The sequence below is a fragment of the Streptomyces sp. NPDC127197 genome, assembly GCF_042672405.1.
Taxonomy (GTDB): Bacteria; Actinomycetota; Actinomycetes; order Streptomycetales; family Streptomycetaceae; genus Streptomyces; species Streptomyces flavusporus.
On record NZ_JBHXVG010000051.1, the window covers coordinates 1 to 22,427 of the forward strand.

Annotated in this window: 19 protein-coding genes; 9 read left to right on the forward strand and 10 right to left on the reverse strand. The window is 72.2% G+C overall.

The features are described 5' to 3' along the window. On the forward strand, positions 1-144 hold a 144-nt coding region (locus ACFVJQ_RS40200; RefSeq protein WP_385790836.1), incomplete at its 5' end, for an amidohydrolase family protein. Between the two features lie 135 nt (positions 145-279). Here the strand turns inward: ACFVJQ_RS40200 and ACFVJQ_RS40205 are convergent. Then, positions 280-1,353 (reverse strand): NAD(+)/NADH kinase, encoded by a 1,074-nt coding sequence (locus ACFVJQ_RS40205; RefSeq protein ID WP_385790788.1) that lies wholly within the window; start codon positions 1,351-1,353, stop codon positions 280-282. Positions 1,354-1,536: 183 nt separating this feature from the next. On the opposite strand from ACFVJQ_RS40205, the gene ACFVJQ_RS40210 reads away from it, so the two are divergent. Beyond that, a complete protein-coding gene (locus tag ACFVJQ_RS40210) occupies positions 1,537-1,779 on the forward strand; it encodes a hypothetical protein (protein WP_385509770.1) in 243 nt (80 codons plus the stop codon). 29 nt (positions 1,780-1,808) lie between these two features. On the opposite strand, the gene ACFVJQ_RS40215 is transcribed toward ACFVJQ_RS40210, so the two are convergent. The 3 genes from ACFVJQ_RS40215 to ACFVJQ_RS40225 form a co-directional block, all read right to left on the reverse strand. Next, a complete protein-coding gene (locus ACFVJQ_RS40215; RefSeq protein WP_129801498.1) occupies positions 1,809-2,384 on the reverse strand; it encodes a Dps family protein in 576 nt (191 codons plus the stop codon). A 95-nt stretch (positions 2,385-2,479) separates the two neighbouring features. After that, the gene (locus tag ACFVJQ_RS40220; protein WP_385509768.1) at positions 2,480-3,199 is read right to left on the reverse strand and encodes an alpha/beta fold hydrolase; all 720 of its coding nucleotides are present in this window, start codon (positions 3,197-3,199) and stop codon (positions 2,480-2,482) included. Positions 3,200-3,234: 35 nt separating this feature from the next. Then, the gene (locus tag ACFVJQ_RS40225; protein WP_385790791.1) at positions 3,235-4,206 is read right to left on the reverse strand and encodes an alpha/beta hydrolase; all 972 of its coding nucleotides are present in this window, start codon (positions 4,204-4,206) and stop codon (positions 3,235-3,237) included. Between the two features lie 318 nt (positions 4,207-4,524). Between ACFVJQ_RS40225 and ACFVJQ_RS40230 the strand changes: the two genes are divergently transcribed. From ACFVJQ_RS40230 to ACFVJQ_RS40245, 4 genes are all read left to right on the forward strand, one after another. Then, positions 4,525-6,414 (forward strand): amidohydrolase, encoded by a 1,890-nt coding sequence (locus ACFVJQ_RS40230; protein WP_385790793.1) that lies wholly within the window; start codon positions 4,525-4,527, stop codon positions 6,412-6,414. A 141-nt stretch (positions 6,415-6,555) separates the two neighbouring features. Next, complete coding sequence (locus tag ACFVJQ_RS40235) at positions 6,556-7,218, forward strand: hydrolase (protein ID WP_224739430.1); 663 nt, start codon at positions 6,556-6,558, stop codon at positions 7,216-7,218. Between the two features lie 42 nt (positions 7,219-7,260). Continuing rightward, the gene (locus ACFVJQ_RS40240; RefSeq protein WP_385790795.1) at positions 7,261-7,785 is read left to right on the forward strand and encodes a DoxX family protein; all 525 of its coding nucleotides are present in this window, start codon (positions 7,261-7,263) and stop codon (positions 7,783-7,785) included. Next, entirely contained in the window at positions 7,766-8,503 is a 738-nt protein-coding gene (locus ACFVJQ_RS40245) for a YoaK family protein (RefSeq protein WP_385509763.1), read from the forward strand. The genes ACFVJQ_RS40240 and ACFVJQ_RS40245 overlap by 20 nt, the downstream gene beginning before the upstream one ends. A 115-nt stretch (positions 8,504-8,618) precedes the next feature. Here the strand turns inward: ACFVJQ_RS40245 and ACFVJQ_RS40250 are convergent, their stop codons facing one another. The 3 genes from ACFVJQ_RS40250 to ACFVJQ_RS40260 all read right to left on the reverse strand — a co-directional run bounded on the left by ACFVJQ_RS40250 (position 8,619) and on the right by ACFVJQ_RS40260 (position 14,617). Next, on the reverse strand, positions 8,619-9,611 hold the full coding sequence (locus ACFVJQ_RS40250; RefSeq protein WP_385790797.1) for a helix-turn-helix domain-containing protein: 993 nt from the start codon (positions 9,609-9,611) through the stop codon (positions 8,619-8,621). Positions 9,612-9,703: 92 nt separating this feature from the next. Then, entirely contained in the window at positions 9,704-11,665 is a 1,962-nt protein-coding gene (locus tag ACFVJQ_RS40255; protein ID WP_385790799.1) for a BTAD domain-containing putative transcriptional regulator, read from the reverse strand. Between the two features lie 81 nt (positions 11,666-11,746). After that, positions 11,747-14,617 carry a BTAD domain-containing putative transcriptional regulator gene (locus tag ACFVJQ_RS40260; protein ID WP_385790801.1) on the reverse strand — a complete coding sequence of 957 codons (2,871 nt, stop codon included), beginning with the start codon at positions 14,615-14,617 and terminating at the stop codon, positions 11,747-11,749. A 164-nt stretch (positions 14,618-14,781) separates the two neighbouring features. On the opposite strand from ACFVJQ_RS40260, the gene ACFVJQ_RS40265 reads away from it, so the two are divergent. The 3 genes from ACFVJQ_RS40265 (at position 14,782) to ACFVJQ_RS40275 (ending at position 17,118) form a co-directional block, all read left to right on the forward strand. Continuing rightward, positions 14,782-15,354, forward strand: a complete 573-nt coding sequence (locus ACFVJQ_RS40265; RefSeq protein ID WP_224739424.1) for a TetR/AcrR family transcriptional regulator — start codon at positions 14,782-14,784, stop codon at positions 15,352-15,354. A gap of 78 nt (positions 15,355-15,432) precedes the next feature. Then, positions 15,433-16,665: a GDSL-type esterase/lipase family protein gene (locus ACFVJQ_RS40270; protein ID WP_385509757.1), complete on the forward strand. Its 1,233-nt coding sequence runs from the start codon at positions 15,433-15,435 to the stop codon at positions 16,663-16,665. A gap of 9 nt (positions 16,666-16,674) precedes the next feature. Further along, positions 16,675-17,118 carry an SRPBCC family protein gene (locus tag ACFVJQ_RS40275; RefSeq protein WP_385790804.1) on the forward strand — a complete coding sequence of 148 codons (444 nt, stop codon included), beginning with the start codon at positions 16,675-16,677 and terminating at the stop codon, positions 17,116-17,118. 41 nt (positions 17,119-17,159) lie between these two features. On the opposite strand, the gene ACFVJQ_RS40280 is transcribed toward ACFVJQ_RS40275, so the two are convergent. The 3 genes from ACFVJQ_RS40280 to ACFVJQ_RS40290 form a co-directional block, all read right to left on the reverse strand. Continuing rightward, a complete protein-coding gene (locus ACFVJQ_RS40280) occupies positions 17,160-18,311 on the reverse strand; it encodes an XdhC family protein (RefSeq protein WP_385790806.1) in 1,152 nt (383 codons plus the stop codon). A 49-nt stretch (positions 18,312-18,360) separates the two neighbouring features. Continuing rightward, on the reverse strand, positions 18,361-19,818 hold the full coding sequence (locus tag ACFVJQ_RS40285) for an NCS2 family permease (RefSeq protein WP_385509754.1): 1,458 nt from the start codon (positions 19,816-19,818) through the stop codon (positions 18,361-18,363). A gap of 222 nt (positions 19,819-20,040) precedes the next feature. Continuing rightward, on the reverse strand, positions 20,041-22,425 hold the full coding sequence (locus tag ACFVJQ_RS40290) for a xanthine dehydrogenase family protein molybdopterin-binding subunit (RefSeq protein ID WP_385509753.1): 2,385 nt from the start codon (positions 22,423-22,425) through the stop codon (positions 20,041-20,043). Between the last annotated feature and the right edge of the window lie 2 nt (positions 22,426-22,427).

Genomic DNA, 22,427 nt, shown 5'->3' on the forward strand with positions numbered 1-22,427 from the left:
ACGGCCGGCCGGATCGCCCCGGGCCACCGCGCCGACCTCACGGCCCTCGGCATCGACCCGGCGGCGGCCCCGGCCGACGAACTGGCCGAGGCCCCGGTCCGGCTGACTGTGACGGGTGGTCATGTGGTCCACCACGAACAGTGACACGGCCTCGCCCCGACAGACGCGTGCACGCGCACCAGCATGACCAGGATGTCGACGACCCCGCCGTCGCTGACGACGGCGAGGGCTGCGCCGGGGCCGCGCGGCGCGCTGCCGCCGGCGGCTGAGCGATCGCGGTCAGCCCATCGGGGGTGGCTCCTCCGGGACCGTGAGCAGCGTCAGATGGGCCAGGTCTCCCGGTGGTGGCGTCGTCACCGACCACAGCGGCGCGGGGGTTCCGTCGGCGACCGCGGCCGGGGCGTCGGTCAGCCTCATCCGCTCGCGCAGCCGGCCGTAGAAGTCCATCGGGCCCAGCCGGACGGCCCGCAGCCGGTGCGGAGCGGCGTACACGCCGATCCAGTCCCCGGGGTTGAGCACCCCCCGCACCTGACCGTCGATGCTGACCGCGGCCTGGCCCGACCCTTCGAGCACGCGCAGGCCGACCGGCTCGTCGGGGGCCGTGACGACCGAGCGGTTGAACGCCATGTGCGGCGCCACCGGCGTGAACACCAGGGCGTCCGCGCGGGGCGAGACGACGGGTCCGCCGGCGGCGAAGCTGTAGGCGGTCGAGCCGGTCGGCGTGGCGACCAGCAGGGCGTCGGCGGAGTAGGACGCCAGGAGCCGGCCCGAGACGTAGACGCCGACGGAGACCTGGCGGTCCCTGGAGAGCTTCTCCAGCACGACGTCGTTGAGGGCGACGACCTTCAGGGGGATGCCCCACTCGTCGTCGACCTGGCAGTCGGGGACCACCTGCGGAGACGGCAGGAGCGGCCCGCGGCCGTACTGCATCAGGGCCTCCATGCTCGCCGGCACTCGCAGACGGCAGGAGGCGCGCAGGGTGAGCAGCATACGGCTGTCGATCCTGAACCGGTCTTCCCGCACCGCGTCCAGCGCCGAGCGCACCGTGGCGGCGGAGACCTCCGTCAGGAAACCGACCCTGCCCAGGTCGACCCCGAGGACCAGGGCGTCGTGCTCCGCGGCCAGCCGGGCGCCGCGCAGAAAGGTGCCGTCGCCGCCCAGGGTGACGATGAGGTCGGGGTCGCCCGCGGCATCGACCTCATCCTGGGCGCTGCGCCGCCGTCCTTCGGCCCAGACATCGATGTCCGTGCACCGTACGGCGTGCTCCTCGCACCACGCCCGGACCGCACGGGCCGCCTCCACGGCCTCCGCACGCCCGCCGTGCACGACCAGGCCGAGCCGGCTCACCGTCATCTCTGCCTCCTCGACGTCACGTCACTCGCTCCGGCACGGGGACGTCTCATCGAGTCGATCACAACATCACACTCCATGCGCGGTCGTGCGGCACATGGATGCCCTCTCCGGGGGACCTGCCGTCATTCTCCGTTCATACGGGCTTTGTTGTGACATGTACTGACTAAGTCGAAGAATGATGCCATGAGCGAATCCGAGCAGCCCCGCCACCATCACGGCGCCCGCGGCATCGTCGAGCGGATCACCGAGCACCACGAGCAGGCCGTAAGGCGCCGCGAGGAGGAGGCCCTCGCCGAGGCCGCCGAGAGCGCCGCTTTCGATCTCGGCGCCGACATCGCGCTGCCCACGGCGGGGCACGGCCCCGTGGGCTACGACATCGAAGCAGACCTCGGCACCGACAAGGAGCCCCCGGAGCTCCGTTCCTAGGGGCTCCTCAAGGGAGGAGGGGCGACCGCTCAGGCACGGACCAGGGGCGTGTCGACCAGGTGCTCGGCCAGGAACCACGCCTGCAGTTCGCCGGTCCGGATCACCTGGGAGACGAGCAGGTCGTTGGTGCCGTCGTCGCCCAGCTCGCCGGTGCGGGACGCCGCGTCATGGACGTCCGCGAGAATGGTCTCGTGGGCCTCCAGCAGCCGGGACAGCATGGCGGGCACCTCCTCCACCCCGTCCGGCGGGCGCGGAATCGACGTGATCTCCGCGACGTGCCGGGGATCTCCCACCGCGACACCGCCGAGGGTCTGGACCCGCTCGGCGAGGGCGTCGACGAGGGCGAGCTGTTCCCCCGCGTGCTTGTCCAGCACCAGGTGCAGCTGGTAGAAGGTCGCCCCGCGCATCAGCCAGTGGTGCTTCTTGTAGAGGCCGTAGAGGATCTGCGTGTCCGCCAGGACCTTGTTCAGCCGCTGGCAGGAGTACATGCGTGTCTCGTAGGACAGGCCGAGCGGGAACTGCTTGACGGTTCCGAACTCCTGGATGATCTCGCCCTTCTGATGCAGCCACGGCTGGCTGCTCACGTGCGGGGAGCTGGTGGTCATGGGTCCGCCTCCTGCGGTTCGGGGGTTCGTCGTACATAGGTGACCGTGCGGACGTGATCGGCGATCGCGTCCGCACGGCCAGAGGTGGCACCCGGTCAGCTCGTCGCGCGCACCGCGTCGAGGATCACGCCGGCGGTCTTCTTCGGCTGGGAGACCGCGATGGCGTGCGAGGCGCCCTCGATCTCGACGACGGTGGCCCCGGCCCGCTTCGCGCCGAACAGCTGGACCTCGGCATCGATGGCCTGGTCGGCCCCGGCCACGACCGCCCAGGACGGCTTGGTCTTCCACGCCGCCGCAGCCGCGGTCTCGGTGAAGGCCGAGGCGGCGAGCGGACGCTGCGCCACCGCGAGCACCTTGGTGACGGCCTCGGGGACGTCGGCCGCGAAGATGGCGGGGAACGCCTCGGGGGTGATGGTGACCTCGACGGCCGGGTCCGCGCCCTCGACGGGGTACGTGGCCTGCTTGAGGTTGCTGACCAGCGGCGAGTCGGGGAACCTGCCCTGCAGCTCGCCGAGGCTCTCGCCCTCCTCCAGGACGTAGGCCGCGACGTAGACCAGCCCGACGACGTTCTCCGTGACACCGGCCACGGTGATCAGCGCACCGCCGTAGGAGTGGCCGACCAGGACGACGGGACCGTCGATCTGGGCGGCGACAGAGGCGATGTAGGCGGCGTCGGACGCCAGGCCCCGCAGCGGGTTGGGCGGAGCCACCACGGGAACGCCCTCCTTCTGCAGTTCCTCGATGACCCCGGTCCAGCTCGCCGCGTCGGCGAACGCGCCGTGGACGAGGACCACCGTGGGTGTGGACGTGCTCATGTCTGTATCTCCTCGGATGCTCGGAACTGCCCGCTTCAGGCCGTGTGCAGCGCGGCGCGCAGAGTGGTGACGGACATGGTGATGGCGGCTTCGGCGGCGTGGGTCCCGCGCAGGGCGTTGAGCATCACGAAGTCGTGGATGATGCCCTGGAAGCGCACCGCGGTGACCGGAACGCCGGCCTCGCGCAGCTTGTTCGCGTACGCCTCGCCCTCGTCCCGCAGCACGTCCGCCTCGCCGGTGATGACCAGGGCCGGGGGCAGGCCCGTGAGCTGGTCGGTGGTGGCGCGCAGCGGCGACGCGGTGATCTGGGCGCGTTCGGCCTCGTCGGTCGTGTACTGGTCCCAGAACCACTGCATGCCGTCACGGCGCAGGAAGTAGCCTTCTGCGAACTGGTGGTACGAACCGGTGTCGAAGGCGGCGTCCGTGACCGGGTAGAACAGCACCTGCTGCACCAACGGGACGTCACCGCGCTGCTTGGCCATCAGCGTCAGCGCGGCGGACATGTTGCCGCCCACGGAGTCGCCGGCGACGGCCAGCCGGGAGCCGTCGAGCCCCTTGCTCGCACCCTGCTGGACGACCCACTGGGCGACGGCGTAGTTCTGCTCGATGGCGACGGGATAGCGGGCCTCGGGAGAGAGGTCGTATTCGGGGAAGACCACGGCGGCGCCGGCGCCGACGGCGAGTTCCCGGACCAGGCGGTCATGGGTATGGGCGTTGCCGAACACCCAGCCCGCGCCGTGGATGTAGAGGATCACCGGCAGGGTGTCCGCGGCGCCGGCGGGCTTGACGATACGCGCCCGGACGCTGCCCGTCGGACCGCCCGGGACGGTGATCCACTCCTCGTCGACCGCCGGCTTCTCGATCGGGCCGGACTGCACCTCGTCGACGGCCTTGCGCCCCTCCGCCGGGGGCAGGTCGAACAGGTACGGAGGGTTGGCTGTGGCCTCCGCGAAGGCGGCTGCCGCGGGTTCCAGTACCGGCTGGACCGGCTCGACGGCATCGGACATGTGTGTCTCCTGGTGTGTCGTGCGCTGCGCCGGGCTTTCCGGCGTGAAACGACCCCGGGCCGTGCGCAGAGCACTCCGGTGCCGCCGCTCGCCACGCTAAATCCGTCGGGCGGTGGGGAATTGTCCGCCAGCGCACCACGACTGGTCCCACAACGCACGGATCCTTCCGCCGGTCCGGGTAACGGCGGTGAGGGGGACGGCCTGTGCGCTCTGAGGACGAATCGAGTGCACGGACAGGACACAGGAGTCCCTTTTCCCGGGGCAGGCTGAGCGCCGGTGGGAAACCGAATTCTTACGTCCCCAAGGGGGTTGCGAAAGGTGTCACCCATACCCGTCGGCGGGCTGGTTCCGCACGCCGTCGACGATGCCGCGGACCTCGTCGTCCGCAACGCGAAGGTCCACACCGGTGACCCGCACCGCCCGCAGGCCGAGGCGCTCGCCGTGCGCGCCGGCGTCATCACGGTCGTCGGGGACGACAAGGACGTCGCCCCGCACATCGGCGCGGGCACGAAGGTGGTCGACGCGCTCGGCCGCCGGATGGTGCCCGGCCTCAACGACGCCCATCTGCATGTGATCCGGGGCGGCCTGAACTACGTGCTGGAACTGCGCTGGGACGGCGTTCCCACGCTGCGGCAGGGCCTGGCGATGCTGCGTGAGCAGGCGGCCCGGACCCCGAAGGGCCAGTGGGTGCGTGTGGTGGGTGGCTGGTCGGCCGAGCAGTTCGCCGAACGGCGTCTGCCGACCGTCGCCGAACTGAACGCCGCAGCCCCGGACACCCCCGTGTTCGTCCTGCACCTGTACCAGTCGGCCGTGCTCAACCGGGCGGCGCTGAAGGCCGCCGGGTTCACGAAGGACACCCCCGATCCCAAGGGCGGCCAGATCGTGCGCGGCCGGGACGGGGAGCCGACGGGCATGCTGCTGGCCGCGCCCAGCGCCCTCATCCTGTACTCGACCCTGGCCAAGGCGCCGGTGCTGGACGGCGAGCACCGGAAGACCTCGACCCGGCATTTCCTGCGCGAACTCAACCGGTTCGGACTGACCTCGGCCATCGACGCCGCCGGCGGATTCCAGAACTTCCCCGACAACTACGCCACCGTCATCGAACTGGCCGAGGCCGGTGAGTTGTCGCTGCGTATCGCCTATCACCTTTTCCCCCAGACGCCCGGCCAGGAGATCGACGACCTCGCCCGCTGGATCGAAATGGCCCGCCCCGAGGACGGGGACGCATGGCTGCGGCTCAACGGCGCGGGCGAGAACCTCACGTGGGCGGCGGCGGATTTCGAGAACTTCACGCAGCCCCGTCCGGAACTCACCCCCGACTACGAGGCGGAGTTCGAGAAGGCGGTGCGTCTCCTCATGGAGAACGGCTGGGGATTCCGGCTGCATGCCACGTATGACGAGACCATTCGCCGCGACCTCGCGGTCTTCGAGAAACTGGCCGCGGAAGGGCTTTTCCCGGCCGGAAACCGCTGGCTCTTCGACCATGCGGAAACCGTGTCCGCGGACAGCCTCGACCGCATCGCCGCCCTCGGCGGGGCGATGTCCGTGCAGAACCGGCTGTCCTTCCAGGGCGAGGCGTTCCTGCGCCGCTACGGACCCGGCGCCGCCGCGGACGCCCCGCCCGTCCGGGCCATGCTGGAGCGCGGACTGACCGTCGGCGGCGGCACGGACGCCACCCGGGTCTCCACGTACAACCCCTGGGTGGCCCTGCACTGGCTGGTCAGCGGCCGCACCGCCGGCGATCTCGCCCTCCGTCCGCCGGAGAACCGCGTCGACCGGCAGACCGCACTGGCGATGTTCACCCGGGCGGGCGCCGCGCTGACCGGCGAGGAGGACGTCAAGGGCGTCCTGCGCCCCGGCTGCTACGCCGACCTGGCGGTCCTGTCGGACGACTACTTCACGGTCGCGGAACCGGACATCGCCCACATCGAGTCCCTGCTGACGGTCACCGGCGGCCGGATCGTGTACGCCGCCGCCGAGTACGAGGGCCTCGACGAGGAACTGCCTCCCGTCAGCCCCGAGTGGAGCCCGGTCGCCCACTTCGGCGGCTATCAGGCGTCCCGGCGGTCGGCCCGTCCCGGCGCCCGTCAGGCCGAACTGCTCGGTCAGGCAATCGCCGAGTCGGAGCGGCACCGTCAGTGGCGCGCCCGGCGCGGCCTCACCCCCGAGACCGCCGTCCCGCTGACGGATCCCTGCTTCGTTCTCTGACTCCTGCGAACTCCCGGCAGGGGCCGGGCGCTTGGGCCGCCCCGGCCGGGACACCACCCCAGGCTCCGTCCACCGGACGGTTCTTCACCACGGCGCGGGCGGCCGTCCGCGCCGGCACTCACACCGAAAGGCTCACTTCTCATGGTCGACATCGCCGAGGTCACCGCGGCTCCCAGCCCCGACCTGCTCACCCCCGACAACTGCGCGGTGCTGTTCGTGGACCACCAGCCGCAGATGTTCTTCGGCACCGGCAGCGGCGACCGCTCCGCGATCATCAACTCCACCGTGGGCCTGGCCAAGGCCGCCAGGACGTTCGACGTGCCGGTCGTGCTGAGCACCGTGGCCGCCGAGTCCTTCTCCGGCCCGATCATGCCCCAGCTGGCCGCGGTCTTCCCCGACCAGAAGATCATCGACCGTTCCACCATGAACGCCTGGGAGGACGTCGCCTTCGTCGAGGCCGTCAAGGCGACCGGGCGCAAGAAGCTCGTCATCGCCGGCCTGTGGACCGAGGTCTGCGTCGTCCTGCCCACGCTGTCCGCGATCGCCCAGGGCTACGAGGTGTACGTGGTCACCGACGCGTCCGGCGGTGTCAGCCCGCAGGCCCACGAACACGCCGTGCAGCGCATGGTCCAGGGCGGTGCGATTCCGGTGACGTGGGTGCAGGTGCTGCTGGAGCTCCAGCGGGACTGGGCCCGTACGGAGACGTACGGGGCCGTCACCGACGTGGTGAAGGAGCACGGCGGGGCGTACGGCCTCGGCATCGTCTACGCCCAGGCCGTCATCGGCGCCCACGCCGCCGGCTGACGCACGGCACACGACGGAACGTCAGGAACAGGCAGGAACACGATGGATGCTGGACTGCTGGTCCTCCGCCTGGTGGTGGGGCTGCTCATCGCCGGGCACGGCGTGCAGAAGGTGAGCTTCCGGCTCGGAGGCAACGGATTGGCGGGCGGGACCGAGGAGTTCCGCCGCGACGGATTCCGCGGCGGCCCGCTGACCGCGCTCGCCGCGGGCGGCAGTCAGATCGGTGCCGGCCTGTTCCTGACGGCCGGGCTGCTGACGCCCCTGGCGGCGATGGCCGCGATGGGCGTGATGACGGTCGCCGGCACCGTCAAGTGGCCCAAGGGGCTGTGGGTGCAGAACGACGGTTACGAGTACCCCCTGGTCCTCGTCGCCGTCTGCGCGGCGCTGGCCCTGACCGGGCCGGGCCGCTGGTCCGTGGACGACGCGCTCGGTCTGACGCCCTGGCCGGTGTGGCTCGCGGTGGCCGCGATCCTGGTAGGACCGCTGAGCGGCCTGCTCACCCGCCTGGTGCTGCACCGTCCGGCCGCCGCTGCGGAAGGGAACCGGTATGCGCGCGCTGCTGACTGACGCCTTCCGCACGATCGTGCCGCGCGCAGGCGACCGGCACGGTCCGCTGCCTCCGCTGATGCTGGCCCTGACCGTGGTCACCGGGGTGGTCGACGCGGTGAGCTACCTGGCCCTCGGGCACGTCTTCGTGGCCAACATGACCGGCAACGTGGTCTTTCTGGGCTTCGCGCTGGCGGGCGCCGACGGTCTGTCCGCACCCGCCTCCGTCGTCTCGCTCGTGGCGTTCCTCCTCGGCGCGCTGGCGGGCGGACGGCTGGGCACGCGGTTCGCCGCCCACCGCGGCCACCTGCTGGGGGCGGCCACGGCCCTCCAGACGGTTCTGGTCGCCGTGCCCCTGGTCGTCGCCGCGGTGACGGACGGCAGGGTCGGCACCGGCGTCCAGTACACCCTGATCGTGTTCCTGGGCCTCGCCATGGGCCTGCAGAACGCGGTCGCCCGGCGCCTGGGCGTCCCGGACCTCACCACCACCGTCCTGACACTGACCCTGACGGGGCTGGCCGCGGACTCCCACCCGGCCGGCGGCGCGGCACCCCGGCCCGGGCGCCGGATCGTGTCCGTGCTGGCGATGTTCCTCGGGGCGCTGGTCGGCGGCCTGCTCCTGGTGCACGACCAACTGGTGCTCGCGCTGGGTCTGTCGCTGCTGCTGATCGCGGTCACCTCGGTGACCGCCTACCGCCTCTCGGCCTCCGGTCCCGCCTGGACCCGGCCGCCGTCCTGAGGCGCGGGCGCCGCCGGTTGCGGGGCGCACCGGTCCGCGGTGTCCTGTCCGTCACGGTCGATCCGCTCGACCGTGACGGCTTCGTCGTACCCGGCGTCGTACCCGGCCCGGCGGATCAGCGTCGGCCGGCCCGCGCGGCCCGGCCTGCCGTGTCCCGCCACTCGCTGGGAGACATGCCGTAGGCGGCGCGGAAGACCCTGCTGAAGTGCGCGGCGCTCAGGAAGCCCCAGCGGTTGGCGATCGCCGCGATGGTCCGGTGTCCCCGGGTGTGCAGCATGAGTTCACGTCGGCACTCCTCGAGCCGGCGGCGCTGGATCCACCGGCCGACCGTCGTGCCCTCGTCCTTGAACAGCTTGTGCAGGTACCGGACGGATATGTAGTGGGCGCCGGCGATCGTCTCCGGTGACAGGTCGGGGTCCGCCAGATGCAGCTCGACGTACTCCCGGATCCGCGTCATCAGCGGTGACGGGGCGTCGGGTGTGCCCGGCCCGTCCCCGCCCAGCTGCTCCACGGCGAGGGTGGCCAGGAGGTTCACGGCGTTCCGGGCGAGCATCTCGCCGACCGGAGGGCGGGACGCGGCGGCGGTGTCGGCGAGGTCGGACAGGAACGGCGACAGCAGGGCGCCCAGCCGGGAGGTGCGGGCCACCGGCGTACTCATGAGCCGGTGCACGTCGGGCTCCTCCAGCCCGAGCGATTCGCGCGACACGAGGAACACCTTGGTGCGGAACCGCTCCGGGAAGTCCAGCGTCGTCGGGTGGTGGAGGTCGTAGAAGCAGATGTCTCCCGGGCCGAGGGAGACGTCCACGGGTTCCTGCGGGGTGGGTGTGCCGTGGCCGCCGCGAATGCCCACGAAGAGATACTCGCCGCCGGCCCGGGCGGTCAGCCGGAGCGGCCGCCGGGCCGGGCGGGGACCGTCGCCCGCCGGGCCGGGCGACGGGTGCGGCCGCTTCTCCCTGGGCAGGTCCGTGGCCGGCGCGTCGGTGACGACGATGTCGAGGCCCCCGGGCATCCGGCACACCGTGTCCTGCCTGTCCTGCTGCAGCGGCGTCCGCCGTGGCGCGCCCTTCTCCTCGTTCCGAGCCTCGATGGTGCTGGTATGGGACATCATCCGCCGTCGCCTCCGAGGCCAGCCGAAACCGTCTGTGCGTGAAGCGGCGACGGTGTCGCGGGCCGGGGTTGCCCCGTGCCCTGGTCAGGCCGTCATCCGCTCGGTTCGGAGCGTAGGTCGGCCGGTGTGCAAAAGAAGTGACAAGGAAGTGACACGGCCTCTTTCGGCGGACTCTTCCGGACTTGCCCCGGGCTCGGCGCGCGACCGGCGGCGTCGTACGTCTCGGTGAGTTCGGCGGCGAAGGCGCGCAGCAGGTCGTGCAGGACGTAGCGGCCGGGCAGATGCTCGGTGACGAGGTGGGCGTCGGCGAGTTCGCCGAGGACCAGCCGGACCCGGCGGGCCGGGAGGCCGGCCAGGGTGGCGGCGGCGGCCGGGGCGATGTCGGGGCCGGGGTGCAGCGACAGCAGCCGGAACAGCCGGGCGCTCTCGGGCGGCAGAAGCCGGTAGGAGCACAGAAAGGCGGCCCTGAGGTCGGTGGCGCCGTCGACGGCGGAGAAGGCGTCGAGGCTGCCATGGAAGGCACGGAGTTCGGCGGCGATGGCGGACAGCGGGAAATCCGGGCGGCCGGCAGCGCGTGCGGCGACCACGGCCAGCGCCAGGGGCAGGCGGCCGCACCGGGCGACGATCTCGTCGGCCGCCTCGGGCTCGGCGGCCAGGCGGGCGGGTCCGATCCGCAGGCCCAGCGTGCAGCGGGCGTCCGCCGGGGACGGCGGTTCCAGGCGCAGCGGGTGGGCGCCGGAGGCGATCAGGCCAGCGAGTGCGTTACGGCTGGTGACCACGGCCAGGCAGCCCGGCGAGGCGGGCAGCAGCGGGCGTATCTGTTCGGCGTCGGCGGCGTCGTCGAGGACGATGAGGATCCGCCGGTCCGCCAGCACACTGCGGTACAGGCCGCCGAGCGCGTCCACGCAGTCCTCCTCCGGGACGCGGTCCGGGGGCACGCCCAGCGCTCCGAGCATCATGCGCAGCGCCTGCGGGGGGTGCAGCGCCGGCCGGGCGGGGTCGAAACCGCGCAGCTCGATGTGGAGTTGGCCGTCCGGGAACCGTTCGGCGACCTGGTGGGCCCAGTGCACCGCCAGTGCGGTCTTGCCGATGCCCGCCATTCCGCTGATCAGGATCGTCGCGGGTGCTCCGACGGAGGTCGCCGCAACGTCGGTGAGGGCGGCGAGTTCGGCTCGTCGGCCGGCGAACACGGTGAGGTCGGGCGGCAACTGGGCGGGCCGTGCGTACGGCTCGACCGGGTCCGGCCGCGCCGTGCCGGGCGCCGGGCCGGCCGTCCGCGCCGGCCGCTCGAGCGGCCGCACCTGCTGACGGAGCACCCGGGTGTGGGCCGCGCCGAGCTCGGGACCGGGAGAGACGCCGAGTTCCTCGTCCAGCCGGCGGCGGACGTCGTCGTACGCCGCCAGTGCCTCCGCCTGCAGTCCGCATGCCGCCAGCGACAGGACCAGCCTGGCGTGCAACGACTCGTTGAGCGGGTCGAGTTCGACGGCCTGGCGGAGGCTGGGCAGAACGCGCTCCGTGCGGCCGCACAGCAGTGCCGCGTCGGCCGCCATCTGCGTGGTGTGCGCCAGCTCGCGCTCCACGTCGGCGAACGGCGCGTGCTCGCGCATGGCCGCGGGCACGCCCATCGCCACCCGCCCCTGCCACAGGCTGAGCGCGTCGGCGAAGTGCCGCGCCGCCACCTCGGGCCGTCCGGTGACGGCGGCCCGCTTGCCCCGCCGGGTGAGGTCGCGGAACCGCAGCAGATCGACCTCGTCGGTCTCCGCCTCCAGCACATAGCCGCCGGTGCGGCGCAGCAGGCGCCGTCCGGGCGCCCGCGGCGGCAGTCCCGGTTCGAGCAGCCGCCGCAGCGAACCGGCGTAACGGCGCACCACGTTCCGTGCGGTGGCCGGCGGCCTGCCCGCCCACAGCGCGTCGACGATCTCGCTCAACTGCACCGGGCGGCCGGCCTGCACCAGCAGCAGACCGAGCAGGGCGCGCTGTTGGGGATACCCGAGATCCAGCTCCCGCTCCCCGTGCCACGCCCGTAGGGGCCCCAGCACCTCGAACCGCATCATCGTTGTGAGCCCCGCCTTGCCGCCGCGCACCATCGGGCGCCGGACGGGCCGCGCCCCCGCACAGCGTAGAAGCGCCCGCCGTCACGCGGGGCCGACATGTTCCTCCTGCTCGTGGCCCTGCTGCCCGGCCAGCCGGGCGGCGACCCGGTCGGCGCCGGGGTGTCCGAGGGCGGTGAAGAGGTCGCGGGCCTGCTGCCAGGAGGCGCGGGCTCCCGGGAGGTCGCCGGTCGCGAGATGGGTGTCGCCCATGTGACTGAGGGTCTCGGCCTCCATGTACGGCACCCCGAGTTCCCGGTAGAGCGTGAGCGCGTTGCGGTAGCCGAGGAGGGCCTGCGGGTGGCGGCCCAGGTGGTGGTAGGCGTAGGCGATGCTGTCCCAGGTGGCGGCCTGTCCGTAGCGGTCGCCCAGTTCCTGCAGGAGGGTCAGGGCCCGGAAGCAGTGGCGCAGCGCCTCACGGTGCTCCCCGAGCTGGGAGTGGTACCAGCCGACGGAGTTGAGGACACTGGCCTCCGCCGCCTGGTGGCCGGCGGCCCGGAAGAGGTCCAGGGCCAGCTGGTTGTGCCGGAGGGCACCGGCGAGATCGCCCTGCTGCTCGCTCTCCCAGCCCAGGCTGCGGTGGGTGTGCGCGCGGCCGACGGCGTCGCCCAGTTCGGTGGCCATGGCCAGGGCACGGTCGAGGCGTGGGCGGCACAGGTCGTACAGGCCCAGTCGGCCCTCGGCCCGGGCCAGTCCGCGCATGCCCCGGGCCTCCAGGGCACGGTCGGCCAGCCGGAGGGCGGCGTCGAGCGCGGTGCGCTGCGCGGCCAGCCCGTCGTGCCAGTGGCCCCGCCGGTCGAAGTACGGCTCGAGCGACCAGGCCAGCAGGCAGGCGAGCCGGTCGTGACCGGAGCCGGCGGCCGCGTCGAGGACGGCGAGCAGCACGGGGTGTTCGGCGGTGAGCCAGGCCAGGGCGTGGTGGTCGTCGGCGAGCGGGTCGGGGGGTACGTCCTGCACGTCTGCCGGGGTCGGCCGGGGCACGGGATCACCGTTCGGCGCGAGCAGCGCACCGGCGGTGTGGGCGGTGTGGGCGTAGTGCCGGTAGAGGCGGTGCGCGGCCGTGCGGCGCTCGGCCTCCGGGTGCTCGGCGTGCACGAGTTCGGCGGCGTGGGCGCGCAGCAGGTCGTGGAAGGTGTGGCGGCCGGGGGCGTGCTCGCTGATGAGGTGGGCACCGGAGAGCTCGGCCAGCAGCAGCCGTGCCCGCCGCACCGGAAGGCCGGCCAGGGCGGCCGCGGCCGGTGCCGTGAAGTCCGGGCCGGGGTGCAGGGCGAGCAGCCGGAAGAGCCGGGCGGCTTCCGGCGTCAGGACACGGGAGGACCAGGAGAACACCGTGCCGACGTCCGCGGAGGTGTCGGTTCTGGCGAAGGCGTCGAGGCTGCCGTGGGCCTCGCGCAGTTCGGCGGCGACGGCGGACAGCGGGAAGTGCGGGTGGGCGGCGGCGCGCGCGGCGACGCAGGCCAGCGCGAGCGGCAGTCCGGCGCACAGCCGGGTGATCTCGTTCACCGCCCCGGGCTCGGCCGTGACGCGCTCGGATCCCAGTCGGCGGACGAGGAAGGCCCGTGCCTGGTCGGCGTCGAACGGACGCAGGGTCAGCCGATGGGCCGCGTGCGCGGCCACCAGGCCGGACAGTTCGTTGCGGCTGGTGACGATGGTGAGACAGCCGGGGGTGCCGGGCAGCAGCGGCCGTACCTGGTCGGTGTCGCGCGCGTTGTCCAGCAGGACGAGGACCCGGCGTCCGGCCAGCACGCTGCGGTAGAGCGCGCTCTGCGCGTCCACGTGGCGTGGAATGCGTTCGGGCGGCACGCCCAGGGCGTCCAGGAAGCCTCGTACCGCCTCGCTCGGTTCCATGATCGCCCCGGAGGGGTCGAAGCCCCGCAGGTTGACGTAGAGCTGACCGTCGGGAAACCGGTCGGCGATCCGGTGTGCGAGATGCACGGCGAGCGTGGTCTTGCCGACACCCGCCATCCCGCCGATCGCCCCGATCACCACCGTCCCGGCCGTCCGCGCGTCGTCGGCGAACAGCGCGAGCGCCTGGTCCAGCTCGGCCCGCCGGCCGGTGAAGACCGGCAGTTCGTGCGGCAGTTGTACGGGGACGGGAGGGGCGGCCGTCCGCGCGGCGGGGCGAGGCCCGGCCCCGGCGGCCGGGGCGGGTGCGCCGGCCAGGACCGCCCGGTGGGCGTCGCGCAGTTCCGGACCGGGGTCGATCCCCAGCTCGTCCGCGAGCCGTGCGCTGACGGCCTGGTAGGTGCTCAGCGCCTCGGGCCGCAGACCGGTGCCGGCCAGGGAGAGGATCAGCCTGGCCAGCAGGGGTTCGTCCAGCGGGTGGTCGGCGGCGGCACTGCGGAGTACGGGCAGGACCGCGTCCGGCACACCGGCGTGCAGGGCGGCGTCGGCGGCCTCCCGCACGGCCGTGAGGTACTCGTGTTCCAGTGCGTCGAGCGCCAGGTGCGCACGTGTCTCCGGGGGGATTCCGGAGGCGACCGGCCTCTGCCAGAGGGCCAGTGCCTGCGTGAGGAGCTCCACAGCCCCTGGGTACGCCCCGTCCGCGGCGGCCTGCCGGGCCTCTTCGCGCAGCCTGCGGAAGTGGAGGAGGTCCAGTGAGTCGCTGTCGGTGACGAGTCGGTAGCCGCCGGCGCCCCGGTGCAGCCAGCGGCCCTCCGAGCGGGTCGGCAGTCCCGGCTCCAGCAGGCGGCGCAGCGTTCCGACATGGCGGCGGACCACATTGACCGCGCTGTGCGGTGGGTTCGGACCCCACAGTGCGGTGACGATGTCGTGGACGGCGGCGGGCTGACCTGCCCGAACCAGCAGCAGGGCCAGCAGAGCCCGTTCCTGGGGGCGCCCGAGCCTAAGCTCCTGCCCCGCACGCCAGACGCGGACCGGCCCCAGGATCGCGAACCGCACCGACTCCAACGGCACGTCATCCCCCTCCGGTCGCCGCGTCCAGGGCTCAACTGTACGTCACCCAAAGCATTACCCAGAGTTACGGATCGGACGTGGCACCCTGCCGCGAACCGACAGAGCGGCTTGCCTAAAGGTATTAGGCAATTGCATAATCAAGCCTGTCGAACGATGGGAAGGCTATGGCACGTGCAGGACTGACCCCGGAACGCCTGGCCCTGGCCGGGGCGGAACTGGCCGACGAGGTCGGCTTCGACGAGGTGACCGTCTCGGCGCTGGCCAGACGGTTCGATGTCAAGGTCGCGAGTCTGTACTCGCATCTGAAGAACTCCCAGGACCTCAGGACCAGGATCGCCCTGCTCGCCCTGGAGGAACTCGCCGACCGAGCCGCCGACGCCCTCGCCGGGCGGGCCGGCAAGGACGCCCTGATCGCCTTCGCCGACGTCTACCGCGACTACGCCCGGGAGCACCCCGGGCGCTACGCCGCGGCACAGCTCAGGCTCGACCCCGAAACGGCCGCGGCCGGCGCCGGCGTCAGACACGCACAGATGACGCGGGCGATCCTGCGCGGCTACGACCTGACGGAGCCGGACCAGACCCATGCGGTCCGCCTGCTGGGCAGCGTCTTCCACGGCTACGTCAGCCTGGAGACGGCAGGCGGATTCAGCCACAGCGCCCCCGACGCGCAGGAGTCCTGGACACGGATCCTGGACGCCCTCGACGCCCTTCTGCGCAACTGGCCGCCCACGCCCTGACCCGGAACCTCCCGAAAACCTCGATCCGAGCAGAAGACCCTCGATCCGAGCGCCCCTCTCCATCAACAGGCCGAGGCCATGCACCCCCACCCCACCTGGATCACCACGCCCATCACCGCGGACCTCCTGCGCGGTGCCCTCGAACTGGAACACACCGCGCACGGTGTGCTGCCGCACCGGCTGCCCGCCCGGGCCCGCGCCCAGTGCGCCGACGGACAGCTCGCCATGGCGGAGTCCCAGCCCTCCGGCGTACGGCTGGTCCTCCGCACCGAGGCCACCGCCGTCGAACTGGACACGCTGCCCACCAAACGGGTCTACGCGGGCGCCCCGCCGCGCCCGGACGGCATCTACGACCTGCTCGTCGACGGCCGCCTGGCCGGCCAGGGCAGCGTGAGCGGCGGCAACACCCTGACCATCGACATGGCCACCGGCACCACCGAGAGCCGGCCCGGCCCGCCCGGCACCCTCCGCTTCACCGGCCTGCCCGACGGGATGAAGGACGTCGAGATCTGGCTGCCGCACAACGAGACCACCGAACTCGTCACCCTGCGCACCGACGCACCCGTCGAGCCCGCAGCGGACCGGGGCCGCAAGGTGTGGCTGCACCACGGCAGTTCGATCAGCCACGGCTCCGACGCCGCAAGCCCCACCGCCACCTGGCCGGCCCGCGCCGCCGCACTGGCCGGCGTGGAACTGATCAACCTCGGTCTCGGCGGCAGCGCCCTGCTCGACCCGTTCACCGCGCGCGCCCTGCGGGACACCCCCGCCGACCTGATCAGCGTCAAGATCGGCATCAACCTGGTCAACACCGACCTGATGCGCCTGCGTGCCTTCACCCCGGCCGTCCACGGCTTCCTCGACACCGTCCGCGAAGGCCACCCCACCACGCCGCTGCTGGTCGTCTCGCCCATCCTGTGCCCCATCCACGAGGACACGCCCGGCCCCAGCGCCCCGGACTTCACTGCCCTCAGCGCCGGGCGACTGCGGTTCCGGGCCGCGGGCGACCCGGCGGAGCGCGCGAGCGGGAAACTCACGCTGGGCGTCATCCGGGACGAGCTGGCCCGGATCGTGGAGCAGCGATCGGCCGACGACCCGAACCTGCACCACCTCGACGGGCGCGCACTCTACGGCGAAGCCGACCACGCCGAACTCCCCCTGCCGGACGACCTCCATCCGGACGCCGCCACCCATCGCCGCATGGGCGAACGGTTCGCGGAGCTCGCCTTCACCGCCGACGGCCCGTTCGTGAGCCACAGCTCGTCAACCACCTGCGCTGAAGCGTCGGAAAGGTTCCCGGGCCGGTCTGCCTAGGATCTTCCCGTGGCCACCTTCCTCCTCGAACGCACAGCGCCCCTCCCCCTGCCCGAGGCGTGGCACCGGCTCACCGACTGGCCCCGCCACGGCGAGGTGGTCCCGATGACCCGCGTCACCGTGACGACGCCCCCACCGACACACGAGGGCACGGTCCTCGTCGCCCGCTCCGGCATCGGCCCGTTCGCCTTCGCCGACCGGATGGAGGTCACTGTCTGGCAGCCGCCGACCGACGACGACACCCCCGGTCTGTGCCGTCTGGAGAAACGCGGCCGGGTCGTGCGGGGCTGGGCGGAGATCGAGGTCCGTCCGGGCCCCGGCGGCCGTACGCGCGTGCTCTGGCGGGAGGAACTCCGGCTCCGCCTCCTGCCCGGCATGTTCGACCCGGCCCTGGAGCGGGCGGCACGTGCGGTGTTCGGCCGGGCGGTGAACCGGCTGCTGCGGCGGCCGTGACGGCGTCCGACAACCGGTCAGGGCACCGGCCGGACGGCCGCTCAGGCCACCGACCCGATCCGCCCCGCCGACGCCGACGGCACGTCGTGGTGGATCGGGGTGTGCGCGCCGGTCAGTGAAACCCCGCTGCCGCCGCGCCGGTCGGCGACGATCTCCGAGGCGATGGACAGGGCCGTCTCCTCCGGTGTACGGGCGCCCAGGTCGAGGCCGATGGGTGAGCGCAGGCGCGCCAACTCCAGCTCGGTGACGCCGACTTCGCGCAGGCGTGCGGTGCGGTCCAGGTGGGTGCGGCGGGAGCCCATCGCGCCGACGTACGCCACCGGCAGGCGCAGCGCGAGCTTGAGCAGGGGTACGTCGAACTTGGCGTCGTGGGTGAGAACGCACAGGACCGTGCGGGCGTCGACGTCGGTGCGCTCCAGGTACGTGTGGGGCCACTCGACGACGATCTCGTCGGCCTCGGGGAAGCGGGTGCGGGTCGCGAAGACGGGGCGGGCGTCGCACACCGTGACGTGGTAGCCGAGGAACTTGCCGATGCGGACCAGTGCCGACGCGAAGTCGATCGCCCCGAAGACGATCATCCGGGGGGCGGGGACCGACGACTCGACCAGAACCGTGAGCGGTGCTCCACAGCGAGAGCCCTGCTCTCCGAGCTCCAGGGTGCCGGTGCGGCCGGCCTCCAGGAAGGCGCCCGCCTCGGCCGCGACCGTGCGGTCCAGTTCCGGGTGGGCGCCGAAGCCGCCGTCGTACGAGCCGTCGGGGCGGACCAGCAGCGCACGGCCCGTCAGCTCCGCCGGGCCGGTCACGATCCGCGCCACCGCCGCCGCCTCCCCTCGCGCGGCGGCGGACAGTGCGGACGCGAACACCGGCCGGACGGGATCGCCCGCCCGTACCGGTGTGACCAGGATGTCGATGATGCCGCCGCAGGTCAGCCCGACGGCGAAGGCGTCCTCGTCGCTGTAGCCGAAGCGCTCCAGGACCGGCTCGCCGTCCTGCAACGCCTGCCCGCACAGCTCGTAGACCGCGCCCTCCACACACCCGCCGGAGACCGAACCGATCGCCGTGCCGTCGGCGTCCACCGCGAGGGCGGCGCCGGGCTGACGCGGGGCGCTGCCGCCGACGGCCACCACGGTGGCCACCGCGAAGTCGCGCCCCTGCTCGACCCACCGGTGCAGCTCTTCGGCGATGTCCAGCATCTCTCGGTCTCCTTAACGGCGGTTGTGTGAAGGGCGCTTGGATGAGCGGCTAGTGGACGCCCAGCCAGCTCTCGATCGGGTTGAGGGCGAAGTAGACGACGAAGATCACGGTCAGCGCCCACATGAAGGCGCCGATCTCGCGTGCCTTGCCCTGGGCGACCTTGATGGCGACGTACGAGATGACACCGGCGGCGACGCCCGCGGTGATCGAGTACGTGAACGGCATGATCACGACGGTCAGGAAGACCGGGATCGCGGTGGCGCGGTCGGACCAGTCCACATGCCGGGCGTTCATCATCATCATGGCGCCGATCACCACCAGCGCGGCGGCCGCGACCTCGCCCGGCACGATCGCCGTCAGCGGGGTGAAGAACAGGCAGGCCGCGAAGAACAGACCGGTGACCACGGACGACAGGCCCGTACGGGCGCCCTCGCCGACACCGGTCGCCGACTCCACGAACACCGTCTGCCCCGAGGCGCCCGAGACGCCGCCGATCGCGCCGCCCGCGCCGTCGATGAACAGCGCCTTCGACAGACCCGGCATCCGGCCCTGCGCGTCCGCCAGCCTGGCCTCGGTGCCGACGCCGATGATCGTCGCCATCGCGTCGAAGAAACCGGCCAGCACGAGCGTGAACACGATCATGCCGACGGTCATCGCGCCGACCTCGCCCCAGCCGCCGAACTCGACGTTGCCGAAGATCGAGAAGTCCGGCATCGAGACCGCGCTGCCGTGCAGTTCGGGGGCACCGCTCGCCCACTGCCCGGGATCGATGACGTCCAGCGCGTTGAGGAGCACCGCGAGCAGGGTGCCGCCGACGATGCCGATCAGGATCGCGCCCGGGATGCCGCGCGCCTGGAGCATGAAGATCGCGAGCAGGGTCACGGCGAAGAGCAGGACCGGCCAGCCGGCGAGTTCACCGGCCGGGCCGAGGGTGACCGGGGTCGCCTCGCCCTGGTGCACGAAGCCGGCCTTGTAGAAGCCGATCAGGGCGACGAACAGGCCGATGCCCATCGTGATCGCGTGCTTCAGCGGCAGCGGGATCGCATTCATGATCATCTCGCGTAGGCCGGTGACGACCAGCAGCATGATGACCACGCCGTACATCACGCACATGCCCATCGCCTGCGGCCAGGTCATCTGGGGGGCGACCTGGGAGGCGAGGACTCCGGAGACGGAGAGGCCGGCGGCGAGTGCGAGGGGGACCTTGCCGAAGAGGCCCATCAGCAGTGTGGTGAGGGCCGCCGCGAACGCGGTCGCGGTGATCAGGGCTTTCTGGGCCAGCGTGTCCCCGGCTGCGTCCTTGCCGGACAGGATCAGGGGGTTGAGGAGGAGGATGTACGCCATCGCCATGAAGGTGGTGATGCCGCCGCGGACTTCGCGCGCGAGCGTGGATCCTCGGTGGGATATGTGAAAGTACCGGTCCAGCCAGGACCTGCCGGCCGGGATGCGGGTGCCGTTGCCCGCGTCTTCGGCTGTGGTCCTGGGCTGCACTGACTGCTGGGTCATGGTGCCGTCTCCCAAGGTTCATAGGGGGTTGGGATGTGCACGACCCGGGGGACGGCCCGAGACGAACGTGGTACTGGACTTGCTGACCGGCGCCGGGGTGGCCGTGGTTGAGCTGTTGCCCGGCGTCGGGGTGCCGCTGCGCCCACCCGTGCCGCCCGTGGGGGTCCCCCCAGGCCCTTGAGGCACTGGGGGAGGCACGACTGCCCGCAGCGGCGGCGGACGTTACGCGGTTCCCGTCAGGTGTTCGGGGCGTACCGGCGTCCTGTTCAGCTCCAGGCCGGTCGCATTGCGGATCGCCGCAAGTACGGCCGGAGTTGACGACAAGGTGGGGGCCTCGCCGATGCCGCGCAGGCCGTACGGGGCGTGGGTGTCGGCGAGTTCGAGGACGTCGACCGGGATGGTCGGGGTGTCGAGGATGGTGGGGATCAGGTAGTCCGTGAAGGAGGGGTTCCTGACCTTGGCCGTCTTCGGGTCGACGATGATCTCCTCCATCACCGCCACGCCCAGGCCCTGGGTCGTACCGCCCTGGATCTGGCCGATGACGGACAGCGGGTTGAGTGCCTTGCCGACATCCTGGGCGCAGGCCAGCTCGATCACCTTGACCAGGCCGAGCTCGGTGTCGACCTCGACGACGGCGCGGTGCGCGGCGAAGGAGTACTGGACGTGGCCGTTGCCCTGGCCGGTGCGCAGGTCGAAGGCCTCGGTCGGACGGTGCCGCCACTCCTCCTCGACCTCCACGGCCTCGTCCTCGAGGACGTCCACCAGGTCGGCCAGTACCTCGCCGCCGTCGGTGACGACCTTGCCGCCCTCGAGCAACAGCTCCGCCGTCGCCCAGGCCGGGTGGTACGGACCGAACTTGCGGCGGCCGATGTCCAGGACCTGCTCGCGGACGAGCTCGCAGGCGTTCTTCACCGCGCCACCCGTGACGTACGTCTGCCGCGAGGCCGACGTCGAACCGGCGCTGCCCACCTGCGTGTCCGCCGGGTGGATGGTCACCTGGGTGACGCCCAGCTCGGTGCGGGCGATCTGCGCGTGGACGGTGACGCCGCCCTGGCCGACCTCCGCCATCGCCGTGTGCACGGTGGCGACGGGCTCTCCACCCACCACCTCCATGCGCACCCTGGCGGTGGAGTAGTCGTCGAAGCCCTCGGAGAAGCCGACGTTCTTGATGCCGACCGCGTAGCCGACACCGCGTACGACGCCTTCACCGTGCGTGGTGTTGGACAGACCGCCGGGCAGCTGCCGTACGTCCACGCCCTCGGAGCTCTCCCACTCGCGCTCCGGCGGCATCGGCATCGCCTTGACGCGGCGCAGGAGTTCGGCGACCGGCGCCGGGGAGTCGACGGGCTGCCCGGTCGGCATGATGGTGCCCTGTTCCATGGCGTTCAGCTGCCGGAACTCCACCGGGTCCAGGCCGAGTTGCTTGGCCACCTTGTCCATCTGCGCCTCGTAGGCGAAGCACGCCTGGACCGCGCCGAAGCCGCGCATCGCCCCGCACGGCGGGTTGTTGGTGTAGAGGGCGAGGGCCTCGATCTCGACGTCGTCGACGACGTACGGCCCGATGCCGAGGGAGGCGGCGTTGCCGACGACCGCCGGGGAGGCGGAGGCGTACGCACCGCCGTCGAGCACGATGCGGCACTTCACATGGGTGAGCTTGCCGTCCTTCGTCGCCCCGTGCTCGTAGTGGAGCTTCGCCGGGTGGCGGTGGACGTGTCCGAAGAAGGACTCGAAGCGGTTGTAGACGATCTTGACGGGCTTGCCGGTGCGCAGCGCGAGCAGACAGGCGTGGATCTGCATCGACAGGTCCTCGCGTCCGCCGAAAGCACCGCCGACGCCAGCCAGCGTCATACGCACCTTGCTCTCGGGCAGGCCGAGCACGGGCGCGATCTGGCGCAGGTCGGAGTGCAGCCACTGGGTGGCGATGTAGAGGTGGACGCCGCCGTCCTCGTCGGGGACCGCGAGGCCGGACTCGGGGCCGAGGAAGGCCTGGTCCTGCATGCCGAAGGTGTACTCGCCCTCGACGATGACGTCGGCGCGCTCCCGGGCCGCCCGGACGTCCCCTCGGACGATCGGCTGGCGGTGCACGATGTTCGGGTGCGGGACGTGGCCGATGTGGTGGTCGTCGCGGTTCTCGTGGACGAGGATCGCGTCCGGCGCGAGCGCGGACGCCTCGTCGGTGACGACCGGAAGCTCCTTGTACTCCACCCTGATCTTCGCGGCGGCGCGGCGGGCGGTCTCCGGGTGGTCGGCGGCGACGATCGCGACGGGCTCGCCGTGGTGGCGTACTTTGCCGTGGGCGAGCACCGGGGTGTCCTGGATCTCCAGGCCGTAGTTCTTCACCTCGGTCGGCAGGTCGTCGTACGTCATGACGGCGTAGACGCCCGGCGTCGCGAGGGCCTCGCTCGTGTCGATGGAGACGATCTCGGCGTGGGCGACGGTGGAGCGCAGGATCTGGCCCCAGAGCATGTCCTCGTGCCACATGTCGGACGAGTACGCGAACTCGCCGGTGACCTTGAGGGTGCCGTCCGGGCGGAGCGTGGACTCGCCGATGCCGCCCTTGGTCCGGGAGCCCTGGGTGATCTTTGTGGGTGCGCCGTTGGTGGGCATCG

Excerpts from the sequence above, each read along its gene's own strand:
- ACFVJQ_RS40205 (WP_385790788.1), bottom strand. The coding sequence starts at position 1,353 with ATGACGGTGAGCCGGCTCGGCCTGGTCGTGCACGGCGGGCGTGCGGAG.
- ACFVJQ_RS40210 (WP_385509770.1), top strand. The coding sequence starts at position 1,537 with ATGAGCGAATCCGAGCAGCCCCGCCACCATCACGGCGCCCGCGGCATC.
- ACFVJQ_RS40215 (WP_129801498.1), bottom strand. The coding sequence starts at position 2,384 with ATGACCACCAGCTCCCCGCACGTGAGCAGCCAGCCGTGGCTGCATCAG.
- ACFVJQ_RS40220 (WP_385509768.1), bottom strand. The coding sequence starts at position 3,199 with ATGAGCACGTCCACACCCACGGTGGTCCTCGTCCACGGCGCGTTCGCC.
- ACFVJQ_RS40225 (WP_385790791.1), bottom strand. The coding sequence starts at position 4,206 with ATGTCCGATGCCGTCGAGCCGGTCCAGCCGGTACTGGAACCCGCGGCA.
- ACFVJQ_RS40235 (WP_224739430.1), top strand. The coding sequence starts at position 6,556 with ATGGTCGACATCGCCGAGGTCACCGCGGCTCCCAGCCCCGACCTGCTC.
- ACFVJQ_RS40240 (WP_385790795.1), top strand. The coding sequence starts at position 7,261 with ATGGATGCTGGACTGCTGGTCCTCCGCCTGGTGGTGGGGCTGCTCATC.
- ACFVJQ_RS40245 (WP_385509763.1), top strand. The coding sequence starts at position 7,766 with ATGCGCGCGCTGCTGACTGACGCCTTCCGCACGATCGTGCCGCGCGCA.
- ACFVJQ_RS40250 (WP_385790797.1), bottom strand. The coding sequence starts at position 9,611 with ATGATGTCCCATACCAGCACCATCGAGGCTCGGAACGAGGAGAAGGGC.
- ACFVJQ_RS40255 (WP_385790799.1), bottom strand. The coding sequence starts at position 11,665 with ATGATGCGGTTCGAGGTGCTGGGGCCCCTACGGGCGTGGCACGGGGAG.
- ACFVJQ_RS40265 (WP_224739424.1), top strand. The coding sequence starts at position 14,782 with ATGGCACGTGCAGGACTGACCCCGGAACGCCTGGCCCTGGCCGGGGCG.
- ACFVJQ_RS40270 (WP_385509757.1), top strand. The coding sequence starts at position 15,433 with ATGCACCCCCACCCCACCTGGATCACCACGCCCATCACCGCGGACCTC.
- ACFVJQ_RS40280 (WP_385790806.1), bottom strand. The coding sequence starts at position 18,311 with ATGCTGGACATCGCCGAAGAGCTGCACCGGTGGGTCGAGCAGGGGCGC.
- ACFVJQ_RS40285 (WP_385509754.1), bottom strand. The coding sequence starts at position 19,818 with ATGACCCAGCAGTCAGTGCAGCCCAGGACCACAGCCGAAGACGCGGGC.
- ACFVJQ_RS40290 (WP_385509753.1), bottom strand. The coding sequence starts at position 22,425 with ATGCCCACCAACGGCGCACCCACAAAGATCACCCAGGGCTCCCGGACC.